The 17195-nt window shown below is 73.6% G+C and carries 15 protein-coding genes and 1 pseudogene; 12 read left to right on the top strand and 4 right to left on the bottom strand.

Annotated elements, in window-relative coordinates; genetic code table 11:
* Positions 1-378: 378 nt before the first annotated feature.
* From OHA72_RS40185 to ahcY, 3 genes are all read left to right on the top strand, one after another.
* Complete coding sequence (locus OHA72_RS40185) at positions 379-4065, top strand: DEAD/DEAH box helicase (RefSeq protein ID WP_327001317.1); 3687 nt, start codon at positions 379-381, stop codon at positions 4063-4065.
* Positions 4058-4837: an SWIM zinc finger family protein gene (locus tag OHA72_RS40180; protein WP_327001316.1), complete on the top strand. Its 780-nt coding sequence runs from the start codon at positions 4058-4060 to the stop codon at positions 4835-4837. Before OHA72_RS40185 ends, OHA72_RS40180 begins: the two co-directional genes overlap by 8 nt.
* Before the next feature lie 128 nt (positions 4838-4965).
* A complete protein-coding gene (gene ahcY / locus OHA72_RS40175; protein ID WP_327001315.1) occupies positions 4966-6426 on the top strand; it encodes an adenosylhomocysteinase in 1461 nt (486 codons plus the stop codon).
* A gap of 3 nt (positions 6427-6429) precedes the next feature.
* On the opposite strand, the gene OHA72_RS40170 is transcribed toward ahcY, so the two are convergent.
* Entirely contained in the window at positions 6430-6837 is a 408-nt protein-coding gene (locus OHA72_RS40170; RefSeq protein WP_327001314.1) for a hypothetical protein, read from the bottom strand.
* 56 nt (positions 6838-6893) lie between these two features.
* Here OHA72_RS40170 and OHA72_RS40165 point away from each other — a divergent pair, with 56 nt between their 5' ends.
* Positions 6894-7298 (top strand): GNAT family acetyltransferase, encoded by a 405-nt coding sequence (locus OHA72_RS40165; RefSeq protein ID WP_327001313.1) that lies wholly within the window; start codon positions 6894-6896, stop codon positions 7296-7298.
* A gap of 46 nt (positions 7299-7344) precedes the next feature.
* Positions 7345-7674 (top strand): SHOCT domain-containing protein, encoded by a 330-nt coding sequence (locus OHA72_RS40160; protein ID WP_327001312.1) that lies wholly within the window; start codon positions 7345-7347, stop codon positions 7672-7674.
* Here the strand turns inward: OHA72_RS40160 and OHA72_RS40155 are convergent.
* Positions 7671-8699, bottom strand: coding sequence for an NAD-dependent epimerase/dehydratase family protein (locus tag OHA72_RS40155; RefSeq protein WP_327001311.1), 1029 nt, complete (start codon positions 8697-8699; stop codon positions 7671-7673). The genes OHA72_RS40160 and OHA72_RS40155 overlap by 4 nt on opposite strands.
* 111 nt (positions 8700-8810) lie before the next feature.
* Here OHA72_RS40155 and OHA72_RS40150 point away from each other — a divergent pair.
* The 7 genes and pseudogenes from OHA72_RS40150 (at position 8811) to OHA72_RS40120 (ending at position 14379) form a co-directional block, all read left to right on the top strand.
* Positions 8811-9463, top strand: a pseudogene (locus OHA72_RS40150) (glycosyltransferase family 2 protein).
* A complete protein-coding gene (locus OHA72_RS40145; protein WP_327001310.1) occupies positions 9460-10095 on the top strand; it encodes a TIGR04282 family arsenosugar biosynthesis glycosyltransferase in 636 nt (211 codons plus the stop codon). The pseudogene OHA72_RS40150 and the gene OHA72_RS40145 overlap by 4 nt, the downstream one beginning before the upstream one ends.
* Positions 10092-10736, top strand: a complete 645-nt coding sequence (locus OHA72_RS40140; RefSeq protein WP_327001309.1) for a methyltransferase domain-containing protein — start codon at positions 10092-10094, stop codon at positions 10734-10736. Before OHA72_RS40145 ends, OHA72_RS40140 begins: the two co-directional genes overlap by 4 nt.
* Positions 10712-11830 carry a molybdopterin-dependent oxidoreductase gene (locus tag OHA72_RS40135; protein ID WP_327001308.1) on the top strand — a complete coding sequence of 373 codons (1119 nt, stop codon included), beginning with the start codon at positions 10712-10714 and terminating at the stop codon, positions 11828-11830. Before OHA72_RS40140 ends, OHA72_RS40135 begins: the two co-directional genes overlap by 25 nt.
* Positions 11827-12222, top strand: coding sequence for a hypothetical protein (locus tag OHA72_RS40130; RefSeq protein ID WP_327001307.1), 396 nt, complete (start codon positions 11827-11829; stop codon positions 12220-12222). Before OHA72_RS40135 ends, OHA72_RS40130 begins: the two co-directional genes overlap by 4 nt.
* Positions 12219-13586 carry a glycosyltransferase 87 family protein gene (locus OHA72_RS40125; protein ID WP_327001306.1) on the top strand — a complete coding sequence of 456 codons (1368 nt, stop codon included), beginning with the start codon at positions 12219-12221 and terminating at the stop codon, positions 13584-13586. The genes OHA72_RS40130 and OHA72_RS40125 overlap by 4 nt, the downstream gene beginning before the upstream one ends.
* Positions 13501-14379, top strand: a complete 879-nt coding sequence (locus OHA72_RS40120) for an LLM class flavin-dependent oxidoreductase (protein WP_327001305.1) — start codon at positions 13501-13503, stop codon at positions 14377-14379. The genes OHA72_RS40125 and OHA72_RS40120 overlap by 86 nt, the downstream gene beginning before the upstream one ends.
* Here the strand turns inward: OHA72_RS40120 and OHA72_RS40115 are convergent.
* Together OHA72_RS40115 and OHA72_RS40110 are read right to left on the bottom strand one after the other, a co-directional pair.
* Positions 14369-16006 carry an NAD(P)/FAD-dependent oxidoreductase gene (locus OHA72_RS40115; protein ID WP_327001304.1) on the bottom strand — a complete coding sequence of 546 codons (1638 nt, stop codon included), beginning with the start codon at positions 16004-16006 and terminating at the stop codon, positions 14369-14371. The two genes, OHA72_RS40120 and OHA72_RS40115, sit on opposite strands and share 11 nt — an antisense overlap.
* Positions 15990-17117, bottom strand: a complete 1128-nt coding sequence (locus tag OHA72_RS40110) for a cation:proton antiporter domain-containing protein (protein ID WP_327011758.1) — start codon at positions 17115-17117, stop codon at positions 15990-15992. The genes OHA72_RS40115 and OHA72_RS40110 overlap by 17 nt, the downstream gene beginning before the upstream one ends.
* Positions 17118-17195: the final 78 nt, after the last annotated feature.

Genomic DNA, 17195 nt, shown 5'->3' with positions numbered 1-17195 from the left:
CCCCTTTCGCTGTCCTCTTGAGCGACACGACCGCGCCGGCGTGCAAAGGCGTTCCGAATCCGTCTCACGGGTGCCGGGATTGCACGACCGGCGACGGTGCCGGCACTCCACGGCATGAACAGTCACAATGCAGCGCGTCGATCGCCCGCGCGTCGAGGGGGCGGTCCGGGTCACCGGCGGATGCCGGGGCGTCACGGACGCAGCGTCGTCCTGGCGGTCAAGGTCGCCTTCACCGGAGTCGGTGCGCTCTACGCCGCTACCGGGTCCGTTGTTGTCGTCATGCTGGGGTGTGGTTTCGCGGTGTGCCTCGTTGTGGCGCTCGGCATGGCCGCGAGCGACACGAACTGACGCGGCCGCCGCGCGGAGTACGGTCTTCGGGTGAGTGTCGTGCACGGGGTCATCACTGCCGGAGGCCGGCTTGCCTGCTGGGCCGAGACGGTCCCGGGGCCTGCCTCCGGCCTGCGGCGACGGCCTCGGCGGCCGGTCCCGCACCCGTTCGCCGTGCTCGCTCCCCTCGCCGGCGACGTCGGCACCGCCGACCTCGCACTGCCGACCGTCGGCGCGCGGCCGCTTCCCTCCCCCGGCCTGCCCGGCGCACCGGCCGGATTCGACACCGCCGGCGAGGCCGCGGGCACGATGCTGTGGACCGTCCCGATCGTGTACGTCCCGGCCGGCACCGACCTCGAGATTGCCCTGGCCACCGCCGACATGGCCGCTGGGCCGGCCATTGTTGCCGGCGCGCCGGGCGGGGGCACGAGCGGATCGACCACCACTGCGCCCGCGGGTGGTCGGAGCGGCGGGTGGGCGCCGGTGGCGGGTGCGTCGATCGGGGCGTTGACGGATCTGGTGACGTTCGCGGTGGACCTGGTCGGGCGGGGGCGGGTGTTGCCGGACCTCCTCGACCATCCGATCGAGGCACGGTGGCGGCCTGTGCTCTGGGCCGACGACGCGATGACGTTCGAGGCGCTCTGGCGGGCGGTGCCAGGGGTGGCGTGCTGCGCCGGGGACTGGTCGCCCGAGGAGGCCGTCCGCGCGGCCCTCGACCACCAGGTCGACGCCCTCGTCCGGGCGCGGCTGGGCGACCGGCCGATCGTGGCGGAAGGACAGGTGAGCCAGGACAGCACGGTCCGCTCCTGGCTCGCGGCACTCACCGGCCCCGACCCGACCCTCCGCGAACGCCCCAAGCCCCCGGCCGTAGCTCCTGCCGCCCCGCCGCTCACCACCAGGCCGGCACCAACGCCCACCACGACCGCACCGGCGACGACGACACCAGCGCCGGCGACGGCCGCTGCGACAGCACAGGCCGCGGGCACCCCAACGGCGGCGGCGACGGCAGCCGCGAACGGGTCTGCGGCACGCGAGCCGGCGGAGACTGCCGACACACGCCCGCCGCTCACCACCCGACCGGCACCGACGCCCGGCACGACGACACCGGCGACGAAGGCCACCGCGACGGCACAGGCGGCGGGCGCCCCATCGGCGGCGTCGGATGGGTCAGCGGCGCACGAGCCAACGGGGACGGCCAGCGACACCGGCCCGACGCTCACCAACACACCGGCACCAACGCCCGCCACGACGCCCGCTGCACCAGCACCAACACCGGCGGACGCCTCACAGGCTGCGGTGACGGCGGCTGCGGGCGGGGACGCGGTGGGTGGGCCGGTGGGGGTGACCGGCGGCGGTGCTGGATCGGGGGCGGGCGGCGGCGGGGGTGGGCGGGACGAGGTCGGTGGGCGGGCGGTGCGGGAGAGCACCGACGTGCGGCGGGTCCGTGATGCGGTCCGGCGGTGGGCGGCGAGTGGGCGGCCCGCGGCCGTGCGGTTGTGCTTCCGGCTGACGTTCGTCGAGGAGTTCGACGACGGCGGGGACGATGACGCGGGGACGCCGGGGGTTGCCGCGGTGCGGGTGGATGACGGGCGGGATGCGTCGGGGTGGTTGGTGGAGTTTCTGCTGCAGCCGGTTGCCGAGCCCGGGTTGCTCGTGCCGGCGCGGGACGTGTGGCTGGATGCGTCGTCGCCGCTCTTCCGGTGGGTGGACTACCCGCAGGACGTGTTGCTGGAGGACCTCGGGCGGGCCAGCCGGCTGTGGCCCGAGCTTGACGAAGCGCTGCTGCAGGCGCGGCCCGAGCAGTTGCGGCTGGACACGATCGGTGCCTACGGCTTCCTGCGGCACGCCGGGGTGCTGCACGACGCGGGCTTCGGGGTGCTGCTGCCGGCACAGTGGCAGCGGCGGCAGGATCTGGGGCTGACGCTGACGACGCACACCGCGCAGCCGGCCGCGCCCGTGCTGCGGGACACCACGGCGAACCGCGACGCGATCGTGCGCTACCGGTGGGGGCTGGCGATCGGCGACGAGTTCCTCAGCGAGGCCGACCTGCAGGAGCTGGCCAGGGCGAAGGTGCCGCTGGTGCGGCTGCGGGGGCGCTGGGTGCACCTGGACCGGGAGCGGCTGCGGGCCGGCCTGGCCTTCCTGGCCCGCGGCGGGCAGGGGCACATGTCGGCCGGTGAGGCGATGCGCCTGGTGCGGCTGGTGCCCGAGGGCGACCTGCCGCTGCCGGTCACCGGCGTGGACGGCACCGGCTGGCTCGCGGACCTGCTGACCGGGCGGGCCGTGGAGCGCCTCGAGCTGCTGGACCCGCCCGCGTCGCTCGCCACGACGCTGCGCCCCTACCAGCGCAAGGGGCTGTCGTGGCTGGCCTTCCTCGACGGGCTCGGGGTCGGGGCGCTGCTCGCCGACGACATGGGGCTGGGCAAGACGGTGCAGGTGCTCGCGCTGGAGGCGCTGCTGCGGGAGCGTGGGCCGCGGCCGCCGACGCTCGTCGTGTGCCCGCTGTCGGTGCTGGGCAACTGGCGCCGGGAGATCGAACGCTTCACGCCGGGGCTGCGGGTCGCCGTGCACCACGGCACCGAGCGGGCGCTGCGGGACGACGTGGACCTGGTCCTCACCACCTATCAGGTGGCGACCCGCGACGTGGAGCGGCTCGCGGCGAAGGACTGGGACCGCGTCGTGCTCGACGAGGCGCAGCACGTGAAGAACAGCACCAGCGCGGCGGCCCGGGCGCTGCGGGAGATCCCGGCGCGGCACCGGGTCGCGCTGACCGGGACGCCGGTGGAGAACCGCCTCACGGAGCTGTGGTCGATCGCCGACTTCCTCAACCCGGGCATCCTCGGGCCGGCCAGCATCTTCCGGGCCCGCTACTCGGTGCCGGTGGAGCGCTACGCCGACGCGGACGCGGCCGCACGGCTGCGCCGGGTCACCCGGCCCTTCCTGCTGCGGCGGGTGAAGACGGACCGGGCCGTCATCGCCGACCTGCCCGACAAGCTCGAACGCCGCCAGTGGTGCAACCTGACCCTCGAACAGGCGACGCTCTACAAGGCGGTCGTCGACGAGCTCTTCGTCAAGCTGCGCGAAGGTCGCGCCGGCGACCAGCGCAAGGGCCTGGTGCTGTCGGCGATGACGAAACTCAAGCAGGTGTGCAACCATCCGGCGCACCTGATGGGCGACGGCACACCGCTGGCGGGGCGCTCGGGGAAGCTGGCCCGCCTCGAGGAGATCCTCGCGACCGCCCTCGACGCCGGGGACCGGGCGCTGGTCTTCACCCAGTTCGCCAAGTTCGGCCACCTGCTGACGCCCTATCTCGCCGCGCGGCTCGGGACCACCGTCGAGTTCCTGCACGGGGGCACCGCGAAGGGCGCCCGCGACGCGATGGTGCAACGCTTCCAATCCGGCACGGGCCCCGGGGTGCTGCTGCTGTCGCTGAAGGCGGGCGGGACCGGGCTGAACCTCACCGCCGCCAACCACGTCGTGCACGTCGACCGCTGGTGGAACCCGGCCACCGAACAGCAGGCCACCGACCGTGCCTTCCGCATCGGGCAGCGCCGCGACGTGCAGGTGCACACCTTCGTCTGCGTCGGCACCATCGAGGAACGCGTCGACACGGTCATGGCCGAGAAACGCACGCTCGCCGGGGTCGCCGTCGGCAGCGGCGAAGGGTGGCTCACCGGGCTGTCCACCGACGACCTCCTGGACCTGATGACGCTGCGCCCGGAGGCGACCGATGAGTGACACCAGGTGGTCCCAGCAGTTCATCGCCATGCTGGAATCCTTGCGGATGGGTACGACATTTTCCGTCGGCCGCCGGTACGCCCGCGCCGGCAACGTGCGCTCACTCACCATCTCCAGCAGCATCGTGACGGCGCTGGTGCTCGACGAGGACGGCGACACCTACCGGTCGCGGATCGCGACACGGGCGTTCTCCGCGGCCGACTGGTCCCGCATCGAACGGGCCCTCGCCCAGGAGGCCCGCCACGCGGCGAAACTCCTCGCCGGGCAGTTGCCGCAGGACCTCGACCGGCTCCTCGCCGGATTCGGCCTGTCGCTCTTTCCCCAGAGCCTCGCCGAGCTCGTCATGGACTGCGACTGCCCCGGCTGGCAGAAACCGTGCCGGCACCTCACCGCCGCCTGCTACGTCCTGGCGGAGGAGTTCGACAACGACCCGTTCCAGATCCTCGCCTGGCGCGGCAAGGGCCGCGACGAGCTCCTCGAACAACTGCGCGGCCACCGCGTGTCGGCGTTGAGCCACATCACACCGAGAGCGGCGCAACCACCGGACGCACCGGCGACAGCAGGGTTCTGGACCGCCGGCCCGAGACTGCCGAAACCGGCGGAACCGTTGCCCGGCACCGTCATCAGGAGCGACGCCATCCTCGACCAGCTCGACGCGCCGGCCCTCACCGTCGGCCGCTTCGAGGTCGGCGACCTGCTCCGTGACGTCTACCGCACACTGGGTTGCGGCGACGACAACCATGACGGTACCGTCGAATCCAATCGCGGCTGAGCAAAAGGCAACGCCGCGGTCACGGCCGAGAGGCGCTGCGACGGGCCCGCGAGGGTTCGCCACGCTCGGCCGATGACTACCCTTGACCGTTAAGGGCGCCTCCTGTCACCGGGAGGTGACCTTAGGCTATGCACAAGTTCCTGCAGACGCGCAACGGGATCGAGTTCGCCGTTGCCGATCTCTCCCTCGCGGCCGCCGGCCGCACGCAGATCCGCCTCGCCGAGCACGAGATGCCGGGCCTGATGGCGACCCGGCGCGAGTTCGCCGACGCGCAGCCGTTGCGGGGCGCGCGGATCGCCGGTTCCCTGCACATGACCGTCCAGACCGCGGTGCTCATCGAGACGCTCGTCGCGCTCGGCGCCCAGGTCCGCTGGGTCTCCTGCAACATCTTCTCCACCCAGGACGAGGCGGCCGCCGCGGTCGTCGTCGGCCCGGACGGGACGCAGGAGGAGCCCAAGGGCACGCCGGTGTTCGCGTGGAAGGGCGAGACCCTCGCCGAGTACTGGTGGTGCACCGACCAGCTCTTCGACTTCGGTGACGGCCTCGGGCCGAACATGATCGTCGACGACGGCGGCGACGCCACACTGCTGGTGCACAAGGGCGTGGAGTTCGAGGCCGCGGGCCGGGTCCCGCAGCCGACGGCCGAGGACTCCGAGGAGTTCGCGTTGGTCCTCGGGACCCTCGCCGACAGCCTCGCCAAGGACAACCGGCGCTTCACCAAGCTCGCCGCCGGCATCCGTGGCGTCACGGAGGAGACCACCAACGGCGTCAAGCGGCTCTACAAGCTCGCCGAGTCCGGTGAGCTGCTGTTCCCCGCGATCAACGTCAACGACTCGGTCACCAAGTCGAAGTTCGACAACACCTACGGCATCCGGCACTCGCTGCTGGACGGCATCAACCGTGCCACGGACGTGATGCTCGCCGGCAAGCTCGCCGTCGTCTGCGGCTACGGCGACGTCGGCAAGGGCGCCGCGGAGGCGCTGCGCGGCATGGGTGCGCGGGTCGTCGTCACCGAGATCGACCCGATCTGCGCGCTGCAGGCCGCGATGCACGGCCTGCCCGTTGTCCGGCTCGGCGACGTCGTGGAGACGGGCGACCTGTTCATCACGACCACCGGCAACAAGGACATCATCATGGCCGACGACCTGGCCAGGATGAAGCACAACGCCATCGTCGGCAACGTCGGCCACTTCGACAACGAGATCGACATGGCGGGGCTGCAGAAGGTCCCGGGCATCGTGAAGAACGAGATCAAGCCGCAGGTCCACGAGTGGACGTTCCCCGACGGCCACGCCGTCATCGTGCTGTCGGAGGGCCGCCTGCTCAACCTGGGCAACGCGACCGGTCACCCGAGTTTCGTGATGTCCAACAGCTTCACCAACCAGACGATCGCGCAGATCGAGCTGTTCACGAAGCCGGACGGCTACGAGCGCCAGGTGTACCGCCTGCCGAAGCACCTCGACGAGAAGGTCGCCGCGCTGCACCTCGAGGCGCTCGGCGTGCGGCTCACCGAGCTGAGCAAGGAGCAGGCGGAGTACATCGGCGTGGACGTGGCCGGCCCCTACAAGCCGGAGCACTACCGCTACTGAGACTCAGGCGCTCTCCTCGCAGAAGCGTTTGAATCCCTTGAGGTCCATGTGCAGCCGGGCGTGCAACGCGGCGTCCGGCTGCCGCTCATACATCTGCACCATGCTGTCGTCCAGTTCCACGACCGCGACCACGTCGGTGGCGTTGTCGCCGGCCGCCGACAGCCAGAACGACTCGACCAGCGCGTCGCTGTCCCACCGCACGAACCGGCCCGGCTCGACGTCGTTGAGCACCGCGTCGACCTCGACCCGCCGCCCGCCGATGTCGAACGCCAGATGTGCCGCGGTGTCGTGCACCGGCGTGACGCCGAGCACCCCGGACATGAACCGTGCGTATTCGCTGAAGCGCACCAGATGCTCGTAGGCGGACATCGGCGGCACGCCCACCCGCATCTCGTCCTGGGTGACAATCATGCGGACCACCCCCTTGGCACTTTCAACCGTACGCGCAGAAACGGGGAAGCCCAGTCGTGACGCAGATCCGGCAGTTCCAGTGGAGCGACCACGACGCCGTCGTCGCGGTGTGGACGGTGACGGGCCGCGAGGTCGTGTCCCGCGCCGAGCTGGAGGCGAAGCTGACCCGCGACCCGGAGCTGTTCCTGGTGGCGGAGACCGGCGACGCGGTGACGGGCGTCGTGATGGGGACGTATGACGGGCGGCGGGGATGGATCCTTCGGCTGGCCGTACACCCGCAACACCGCAGACAAGGGATCGCGACCCGGCTCGTCCAGGAGGTCGAACGTCGCCTCGCCGCGCTCGGCTGCCCGCGGATCAACCTGCTCGCCGCGCCGGACAACGAGGCCGGGCTGCGCTTCTGGCAGGAGCTCGGCTACCTGCCGTGCCCCGACGTCCTGTGCACCAAGGCACTGCCGTGAGTCGGTTTCCGGACAGGCCCGCATCGACCCCGGCGCGAAGCTCGGCATGTCCATCGCTGCCGCCGTCTTCATCCCGCTGGGCCTGGCGTTCGGCGTGGTCGGCGTCGCCCAGCTCGTCGTGGCCGGCCGCGGCGGCCGGCGCACCTGGCAGCGCCGGCAGGCGAGCGTGCCGGTGCACGTCGGCGACGCCGACCTGCGGCGGCTGCAACGCCTGCGCAGCACCGGTGCGTTGACCCGGGCCGAGTTCGACGTCCTCAAGTCGCACCCGGCCGGCGACCGGCTCACGCTGCTGCTGCAGCTCGCCGACCTGAAGGCGGCGGGCATCCTGACGGCCGAGGAGTTCGAGACCAAGAAGCAGGCGGCGCTGCGCGGCTAGCCGCGCAGGGCGGCGGTGGCGAAGTCCCGCATCCCTGACGCGAGGCCGACGCGGGGGGTGAAGCCGAGCTCCTCGCGGGCGCGGGCCGGGGACGCGACGACGTGGCGGACGTCGCCGGCCCGGTAGTCGCCGGTGACGACCGGTGCGGGTCCGTCCATGACGGCGGCGAGGGTTGACGCCATCGCGCCGACGGTCGTCGTCGTGCCCGAGGCGACGTTGTACGCCCGGAACCCGTCCACGGAAGCGGTGGCGTCGACGGCGAGGGCGTTGGCCGCGGCGACGTCGGTGACGTGGACGAAGTCGCGCCGCTGGGCGCCGTCCTCGAACACGCGGGGTGCCCGGCCCGCCTCGAGGGCGGATCGGAAGATGGCCGCGACGCCGCTGTACGGCGTGTCGCGCGGCATGCCCGGCCCGTACACGTTGTGGTAGCGCAACGCCACCGCCGTGCCCCCGCCGGCGACGGCCCAGGCGAGCGCGAGATGCTCCTGGGCGACCTTGGTCGCGGCGTAGACGCTGCGCGGCCGCAGCGGCGCGTCCTCGTCGACGTCGCACGGCGACAGCTGCCGGCCGCAGGAGGGGCAGCCCGGCTCGAACCGGCCGGCGTCGAGGTCCGCGGCGGTGCGGGGCGCCGGCGGGGTCGGGCCGTGCACGTCGCAGCGGTAGGCGCCCTCGCCGTACACGACCATCGAGCTGGCCAGGACGAGCCGGCGCACGCCCGCGCGGGCCATCCCGGCGAGCAGCACGGCGGTGCCGAGGTCGTTGCAGCCGACGTACTCGGGCAGGTCGGCGAGGTCGACGCCCATGCCGACCATCGCCGCCTGGTGCACCACCACGTCGGCGCCGTCCAGCGCGGCGCGGACCGCGTCGGGGTCGCGGACGTCCGCGCGCGGGAACGCGGGGTCGGGCGTGCGGTGCGCGGCCGGGTGCAGCAGGTCGAGCATCGTGACGTCGTGGCCGGCGTCGTGCAGGGCCGCGGTGATGTGGGTACCGATGAACCCGGCTCCGCCGGTGACGAGGATCCGCATGTCCTGACCGTAAGCAATCCGCAGCGGTCCGGCGGCCGTGTTCGCGCTTCGTAATGATTGGTTCGCCGCTCGTAAGATCTTCGCCCGCGGATCGTGGGTAGCGTCCGATCCGTGCCAGATGTCGTATTGCCCTGTCTCAACGAGGCCGCCGCGCTGCCCTGGGTGCTGTCCCGGCTGCCGGACGGCTACCGCGCGATCGTCGCCGACAACGGCTCCACCGACGGATCGCCGGCGATCGCCGCGGCGCACGGTGCCGTGGTCGTCCACGCCGCCCCCCGCGGATTCGGCGCCGCCGCGCACGCGGGCCTGGCGGCGGCGACCGCGGACGTCGTGTGCTTCATGGACGCCGACGGCTCGTTCGACCCGCGCCAGCTGCCGCGGGTCGCGGAGCCGGTCCTGCAGCGCCGGCTCGACCTGACGCTGGGCCGCCGCCGTCCGACGGACCCCGGGCGTGGCCGGTGCACGGCCGGGTCGGCAACGCCGTCGTGGCGTGGCGGCTGCGCCGCACCGCCGGGATCACCGTGTACGACCTCGGCCCGATGCGCGCGGCCCGCCGCGAGGCGCTGCTGGCGCTCGGGTTGCTCGACCGCAGGTTCGGCTACCCGCTGGAGATGATGGTCCGGGCGGCGGAGGCCGGGTGGCGCATCGCCGAGGTCGACATCGACTACGCGCCGCGGATCGCCGGCGGCCGGTCGAAGGTGACCGGCACGGTCCGTGGCACCGCCCGGGCGGTGCGGGACATGACCAAGGTGCTGAGCCGATGAGCGCGCCGAGACTGCAGCTGCTGCTGCTGGCCAAGACGCCGGTGCCGGGGCGGGTGAAGACGCGGCTGTGTCCCCCGTACACGCCCGAGCAGGCGGCCGCGGTCGCCGCGGCGATGCTCGCCGACACCGTCGACGTGCTCACCACCGCGCCCGCCGAGCGCCGCACGCTCGTGGTGGACGGCGACCTCGTCGCGCCGCCCGGCTGGCACCGCCGCCCGCAACGCGGCGACGGCCTCGGCGAGCGCCTGGCCGCCGCGTACGCCGACACCGCGTTGCCGGGCGTCGCCACCGTGCTCGTCGGCATGGACACCCCGCAGCTGCGGCTCGGCCACATCGTCCGGGCCGCCGCGGCGCTGGCGACGGCCGACGCGGTCCTGGGCGTCGCCGAGGACGGCGGCTGGTGGGCGCTCGGCCTGCGCGACCCGGCCGCAGCCGGCGTCCTGCGCGACGTGCCGATGTCCACTTCGGACACCGGGGCGGCGACGCGCGACGCGCTGCGCCGGCAGGGGCTGGACGTGGCGGGGTTGCCGACCCTGCGCGACGTCGACACCGCCGACGACGCCTGGGCCGTCGCCGCCGAGTGCCCGCAGAGCCGGTTCGCCCGGTCCGTCGCAACGGGGATCGCCGCATGAACGCGCCGGTGGCCGTGTACGGCGCGGCACTGCGCCGGGCGGCGCGTGGCGAGCCCGCGGCGATGGATCTGGTCGGCCCGGACGGCGCCGTGGTGCGGCCGCTGGACGCCGGCGCCTGGTCGGGCCGGCCGAGGCCCGGCGACCATCAGCTCATCGACCGGTGCGTCGACGGCACCCTCGACCTCGGCTGCGGCCCGGGGCGGCTCACCGAGGCCGTGGCCGCGACCGGCCGCCGGGCCCTCGGTGTCGACGTCAGCCCGCAGGCGGTGCGGTTCGCCCGGCGCCGCGGCGCCGCCGTGATCCGCGCCAACCTGTTCGGGCCGCTGCCCGGCGAGGGCGCCTGGGGCTGCGCGCTGCTCGCCGACGGCAACATCGGCATCGGCGGTGACCCGGCGCGCCTGCTCGCCCGCTGCCGCGCCCTGATCGCGACCGCCGGCAGCGTGCACGTCGAGGTCGACCCGCCGGGCAGCCGGACCTGGAGCGGCCACGTCTCCCTCGCCGGCGCCGAGCGGACCAGCACCACGTTCGCGTGGGCGTTCGTCAGCGCCGACGACATCGCCGCCATCGCCCGCGACGCCGCGCTGCGGGTCGCCGAGACCTGGACGGAGGCCGGCCGATGGTTCGCCCACCTGACGCCCTGACCACGCTGTCGCGCCGGTTCACCTCGCCGCTGCGCTCGCCGCGGCTGACCGCGCACCTGGGCCTGTGGCTCGCGGCCGCGTTCACGGTGTGCTTCGTGACGGGCCTGCTCAGCCACGCGATCCAGCATCCGCCCGGCTGGTTCCACTGGCCGTCGCGGCCGGTGCAGCTGTACCGCATCACGCAGGGACTGCACATCGCCACCGGACTGGCGTGCTTCCCGCTGCTGACCGCGAAGGTGTGGTCGGTCTTCCCGAAGCTGTTCACGTGGCCGCCGGCGCGCAGCGTGCCGCACGCGCTGGAGCGGGGCGCGGTGGCGCTGCTGTCCGGGGCCGCGCTGTTCGAGCTCGTCACCGGGCTGCTGAACATCGCCTACTGGTACTCGCTGATGCCGTTCGGGTTCGTCGGCGCGCACTACTGGACCGCGTGGCTGCTCGCCGGCGCGATGCTGCTGCACGTCGCGGCGAAGCTGCCGGTGATCCGGACCGCACAGGGCACGGACCCGTCGCGGCGTGGCGTGCTCGCCCTCGTCGGCACGGCCGCCGGCGTCATCACGGTCGCCACCGTCGGGCAGACCGTCCGGCCGCTGCGGCACCTGTCGGTGCTGGCGCCCCGGCTGCCGGGCGTCGGGCCGCAGGGCGTGCCGGTCAACAAGACCGCGGCGGCGGCCCGTGTGTCCACTGTGGACGGCCGCTACCGGCTGATCGTCAGCGGGCCCGGCGGCCGGCACGCGCTGAGCCTCAGCGACCTGCAAGGGCTGCCGCAGCACACCGTGTCGCTGCCGATCGCGTGCGTCGAGGGCTGGAGCGCCGGCGCGCAGTGGACCGGGGTCCGGGTCGTCGACCTGCTCAGGCTCGTCGGCGCCGCCGACCTGGACCTGCCGGTCACCGTCGAGTCGCTGCAGCCGGAAGGCGCGTACCGGACCTCGACGCTCGACCCCGGCCCGGCCCGCGACCCGTTGACGCTGCTCGCGTTGCGGATCGGCGGTGAGCCGCTGCACCCGGATCACGGCTACCCGTGCCGGCTGATCGCGCCGAACCGTCCCGGAGTCCTGCAGACGAAGTGGGTCGGTGCCCTGACCGTGATGTCCGCATGAGGGCCGCGCTGCTGCTCATCGGGCTCGCCGTCACCGGCTACGGCGCGTACGGCTGGCTGACCCAGGACGGTGCCCAGCCGCTGGGGCAGCTGATCTTCCTCGGCGTCCTGCTGGTCACCCATGACTTCGTCGTCGTGCCCGCCGTCATCCTGACCGGCGTGGTCCTCGTCCGCTGGGTGCCCGGCGCGGCCCGGACCCCGGTGCGGGCGGCCCTGGCCGTCAGCGCCGCGGTGACGCTGGTGGCGCTGCCGTTCATCGTCGGCGCCGGGCGGATCGCCGACAACCCGTCCGCGTTCCCGCAGTCCTACGGCCGGGGGCTGGCCGTGATCCTCGCCGTCGTCTGGGTGGTCGCGGCGGCATGGACCGCGGTCAACCTGAGGCGGCGGCGGTGACCGCCCGCAGGGCCGCCGCGATCGGCTGCCTCGCCGCGATGCTCGCCGCCCTGGCGTTCCTGCCGGGCCGCTGGTACCTGCTGATGTGGGTGCCGTTCGCGGCCGGCGCGTACCTGGTGTGCCGGCTGGACCGCCGCACCGCGCTCGTCCTGGTGCTGCTCGGCGGTGCCGCGCTGCCGCTGACCGCCGGCCTGGAGCCGCCGAACAGCAGCGACGACATGTACCGCTACGTCTGGGACGGCCGCGTCCAGCGGGCCGGCATCGACCCGTATGCGTATGCGCCGTCCGCGCCGGAGCTGGCCGGGCTGCGCGATGACTTCCTGTGGCCGGACGCCTCGAACTGGTGCGTGCCCGGCGGCTGCACCCTGATCAACCGGCCGGACGTGCCCACCATCTACCCGCCGGTCGCCGAGGCCCTGTTCGCCGCCGTGCCGGATGGTGGGCGGCAGCGCCCGATGCAGCTGACGATGGCCGCGTTCGCGTTCGCCACCGGGGTGTTGCTCTGGTACGCCCTGCGCCGCCTCGGCCGCGACCCTCGCCGGGCGGTCCTGTGGGCCTGGTGCCCCCTGGTCGCCCTGGAGGCCGGCAACAACGCCCACGTCGACGTGGTGGCGGTGGCTCTCGCGGCGGCCGCCCTGTACGTGCTGGCCCGGGCCCCCGACCGGCGGGCGGCGGTGCTGGGCGGGTTGCTGCTCGGGCTGGCCGTCGCCACCAAGCTCACCCCGGCGCTGCTCGGCCCGGCCGTCCTGCGCCGCCGGCCGGTGACCGTCGGGCTCGCCGCCGCCGGCGCGGTCGCCGCCGTCTACCTGCCGCACGTGCTGGCCGCCGGCCCGGCGGTCCTCGGCTACCTGCCGGGCTACCTGCACGAGGAGGGGTACTCGAACGGCTCCCGGTTCGCGCTGCTGAGCCTGCTGCTGCCCGCGCCGGTGGTCGCGCCGGCCGCGGTGCTGCTGCTGGCCGCGGCCGCCCTGTACGTGCTGCGGACCGCCGAGGCGGACCGGCCGTGGCGCGGCGCGGCCGTCATGGTCGCCGCCGCGCTGCTCGTCACGGCGCCCGCCTACCCGTGGTACGCGCTGCTGCTGGTCATGCTCGTCGCCTACGGCGCGCCGGCCGAGTGGCTCGCCCTCGCGCTCGCCGGCACCCTCACGCAGCTCGCCACCGACCTGGGCCTCGCCCAGTCCGCCGTGCAGCGCGCCGCGTACGCCGCCGCCCTGCTCGTCATGGCCGCCGGGCTGCTGCTGCGCCGGCGTCGCGGGGCGACTGGCATAGGATCATGGGATGCGTATCGGGGTGCTGCTGCTGCCGACCGACCCGTGGCCGCAGACCGTCGCACGGGCACGACATCTCGAGGCCCTCGGGTATGACCACCTGTGGACCTACGATCACCTGTCGTGGCGGCGGTACCGGGAGCTGCCGTGGCACGCGGCGCTGCCGTGGCTGACCGGCCTGGCGGGGGTGACCAGCCGGGTGCGGCTCGGCACGATGGTGACGTCGCCGACGTTCCGGCACCCGGTGGCCCTCGCCAAGGAGGCGATGACGCTCGACCACGTCAGCGGCGGCCGGGTCACGCTCGGCATCGGCGCGGGCGGCACCGGCTTCGACGCCACCGTGCTGGGCGAGCAGGTGCGCACGCCGCGGCAGCGGGCCGAGCGGCTCACCGAGTTCGTCGAGGTGCTCGACGGGCTGCTGCGCGAGCCGGCGTATTCGCACCGTGGTGAGCACTACACCGTCGACGACGCGCGGATGGTCCCCGGCTGCGTGCAGCAGCCCCGGCTGCCGCTCGCGATCGCGGCCGCCGGACCGAAGACCCTGGCACTGGCCGCGCGGCTCGGCGACGCGTGGATCACGTACGGCGAGCCGGACGCCGCCGACCAGTCGCCCGCCGCCATCGAGGCCGCGGTACGCCGGCAGGCGGCGATCCTCGAGGAGCGCTGCGCCGAACTCGGCCGGGACCCGGCGTCGATGGACCGCGTCTACCTCGTCGGCAACACCGCCGAGCGCCCCCTCGCCAGCGTCGCGGCGTTCGAGGACTTCGCCGGGCGGTACGCCGCGCTCGGCTTCACCGACATCGTCTTCCACGACCCCCGCCCGGGCGACCCGGTGTGGACGGAGGACCCGGCGATCGTCGACGCGATTGCCGAACGGTTCATGCGCTGAGAACGTTCGCGGCGGCCACCGGGATGGTGGCCCGGTCGTACTCGAAGAACTGCCGCAGCGGCTGCGGGCCGACCGTGCGCCCCCACTGGTGGATGAGCCGCTGCGTCTCCATCGAGCCGTCGTGCCAGCGGCGCAGCACGTCGTGCAGGTTGAGCGGCTCCGGTGACGCCTCGCCGTCGCCGAGCAGGTACGCCAGCCGCGTGACCGCCGCGGCCGGGTCGAGGTCGCCGCGCTCGACCTGCTCCATGACGTCGAAGCACGCCTCGAACTGGGCCTGCGCCGCGGGCAGGTCGGGGCAGAACGAGCCGGGCAGCGGCCCGCCGTGGAGCCGGTCGAAGACCTGCTCGTCGCCGGTCTCCAGGTAGCGGTAGTAGGTGCCGGCGATGCGGATGACGCCGAGGTTCCAGGCCAGGTACCACATCTTCGACCAGGCGCGCCACAGGTCGAAGTCGCGGAAGGCGATGTAGGAGCCGGCGATGAGCTTGTCGTTGTTCTCCAGAATCCGCTGGTTGAGCGTCTCCAGGTAGTCGAAGCGGGCGGCGCTGAAGTCGCGGTCCTTGCGGGCGGCCAGGAACCGCGGCACGAACGCCTCGATGACCGCCATCGTGTTGGCCATGCCGCGGCTGAACAGCGCGTCGATCGCGCCGGCGGCGTGGCTCATCAGCACCCACCGGTCGCCGACGGTGCGCTTCGAGGAGAACTGGGTGCGGCCGGTGGAGATCCAGCGGAATGCGGAGGTGGCGCCGGCGAACTGGCGCGCGACGGCCGGGTAGCGGGACAGGAACTCGGCCCACTCCTGCTCGGGGGTGACGCCGTCCCGCTTCGGGAAGCGCCTGGTGTCCAGGCTGAGCCCGACGCTGACGAGGTCGGACTCCGACGCGCCGTGGTTGTCGAACGGGATGACCCACAGCCAGCCGCCGTCGAACAGGTGGTGCAGGGTGCCCTGGTGCCACAGGTTCGGCTGGCCGCTGGACTCCTCGACCGCGTCGTAGGGCACCACGCCGCGCATGTGGGTGAAGATGGTGCGGGAGTCGGTCTTGAACCGGCACGGCTCGTCGCGCAGGCCGAACGCGTCGGCAAGGACCGAGGTGCGGCCGGTCGCGTCGATGACGTAGTCGGCGGTGAAGACCTCGTCGTTGTCGAGCTCGACGGTGGCGCCGTCGTCGGTGAAGCCGATCGAGCGGACCCGCACGCCCTCGCGGGCGGTCGCGCCGTAGCGCACCGACGCCTCGAACAGGTACTGGTCGATGTCGGCGCGCATGAGATGCGATTCGGGGCCGAACGGTCCTTCGGACACCGAGCACTGGGTGACCTCGTACGGGTCGTGCTCGACGTCGGGGCGGTGGTAGACGAAGCCGAAGTTCGTCTTGATCCCGCACCGGCGGCTGGCGTGCTCGCGGATGCCGCCGCTGGTGGACACCTGGGCGAGCTCCGGCACGTCGTACCGCGCGGCGAGCATCCGCAGCAGGAACGACGTCTCGCCGATCGTGGACTCCCCCAGCGCGAACCGCGGGTGCCGGGCGGCGTCGACGATGCCGACGGAGACCCCCAGACGGGCCAGGATGGCCGCGACGGTGCTGCCGCCGATGCCGCTGCCCAGCACCATCACCTCAACGTGCGTCTTCATGAACGTCCTCTCGAAGAGCGGCCGGCGCCCCGCGGTTGCCGAGCAAGGCCAGCAGTGGGCCGGTCGCCACGGTGGTGAGCACGGCCGTGACGACGAGGATGGTGTAGAGGTGCGGGTGCAGCAGGCCGAGTGACAGCCCGACGCTGAGCACCACGAGCTCGGTGAGGCCGCGGGTGTTGAGCAGCACGCCGAGCGTCCACGCGTCGCGGGGCCCCATCCCGCACAGCCGGGCCGGCAGCGCGGTGGCGAGGACCTTGCCGGCGACCGCGACGACGGCGGTGCCGAGCAGCACGAGCAGGTCGACCGGGTCGAGCCCGGGCACGTCGACGGCCATGCCGGCGATGACGAAGAACGCGGGCAGCAGCAGGGCGCTGCTGGTGTCGGCGAGCCGGGTCGTGATGAGCTCGATGGTGGGCTTGTGGCGGGGCAGGGCCAGCCCGAGCACGAACGGCCCGAAGATGCTGTGCAGCCCGATCGTCTCGGTGTACCAGGCGCTCAGCGCCGCGCCGACCAGCACCATGACGAGGACCGCCTGCGGCGAGATGCGGTCGAGCCTGCCGGTGCGCTGCGCCCGGGCCAGCAGCGGGCGGACCACGAACATCATCGCCAGGATGAAGGCGAGGGCGAGCGGCAGCGGCGTCCAGCCGTGGCCGCCCTTCCCGGCGATCGACACGACGACGGACAGCACGCTCCACGCGGCGAGGTCGATGAACGCCACGCAGGCCAGGGCGACCGTGCCCATCGTCGTGCCGGCCAGGCCGCGGTCACGCACGATGCGGGCCAGCACCGGGAACGCGGTCACGGCGAGGGCGGTGCCGATGAACAGCAGAAACGCCGGCAGGCCGGGCGGGGTGCGGTACAGCGGCCAGATCCCGAGGGCGAGCAGCACACCCAGCCCGAACGGCACCGCCGAGGCGCTGACGGCCACGGCGGCGATCAGCCGGGCGTTGCGCCCCGCGAGGATCGTCTCCACCTCGGCGCCGACGACGAGCATGAACACGATGAGGCCGAGCTGCGCGACGACCTGCAGCGACGGCAGCACCGACTCGGGGATCAGCGTGCCCATGACGCCCGGCGCGACGGCGCCGAGCAGCGACGGCCCGGCGGCGATGCCGGCGACGATCTCCCCGACGACGCCGGGCTGGCCGAACCGTTCGAACAGCGCGGCGCCGATGCGGCGAGCCCGACG

It is taken from the genome of Dactylosporangium sp. NBC_01737 (assembly GCF_035963215.1).
In the GTDB taxonomy this organism is placed as follows: domain Bacteria; phylum Actinomycetota; class Actinomycetes; order Mycobacteriales; family Micromonosporaceae; genus Dactylosporangium.
The sequence above is the reverse complement of the archived record's forward strand: the minus strand, read 5'-3'. Positions and strand labels throughout refer to the sequence as shown.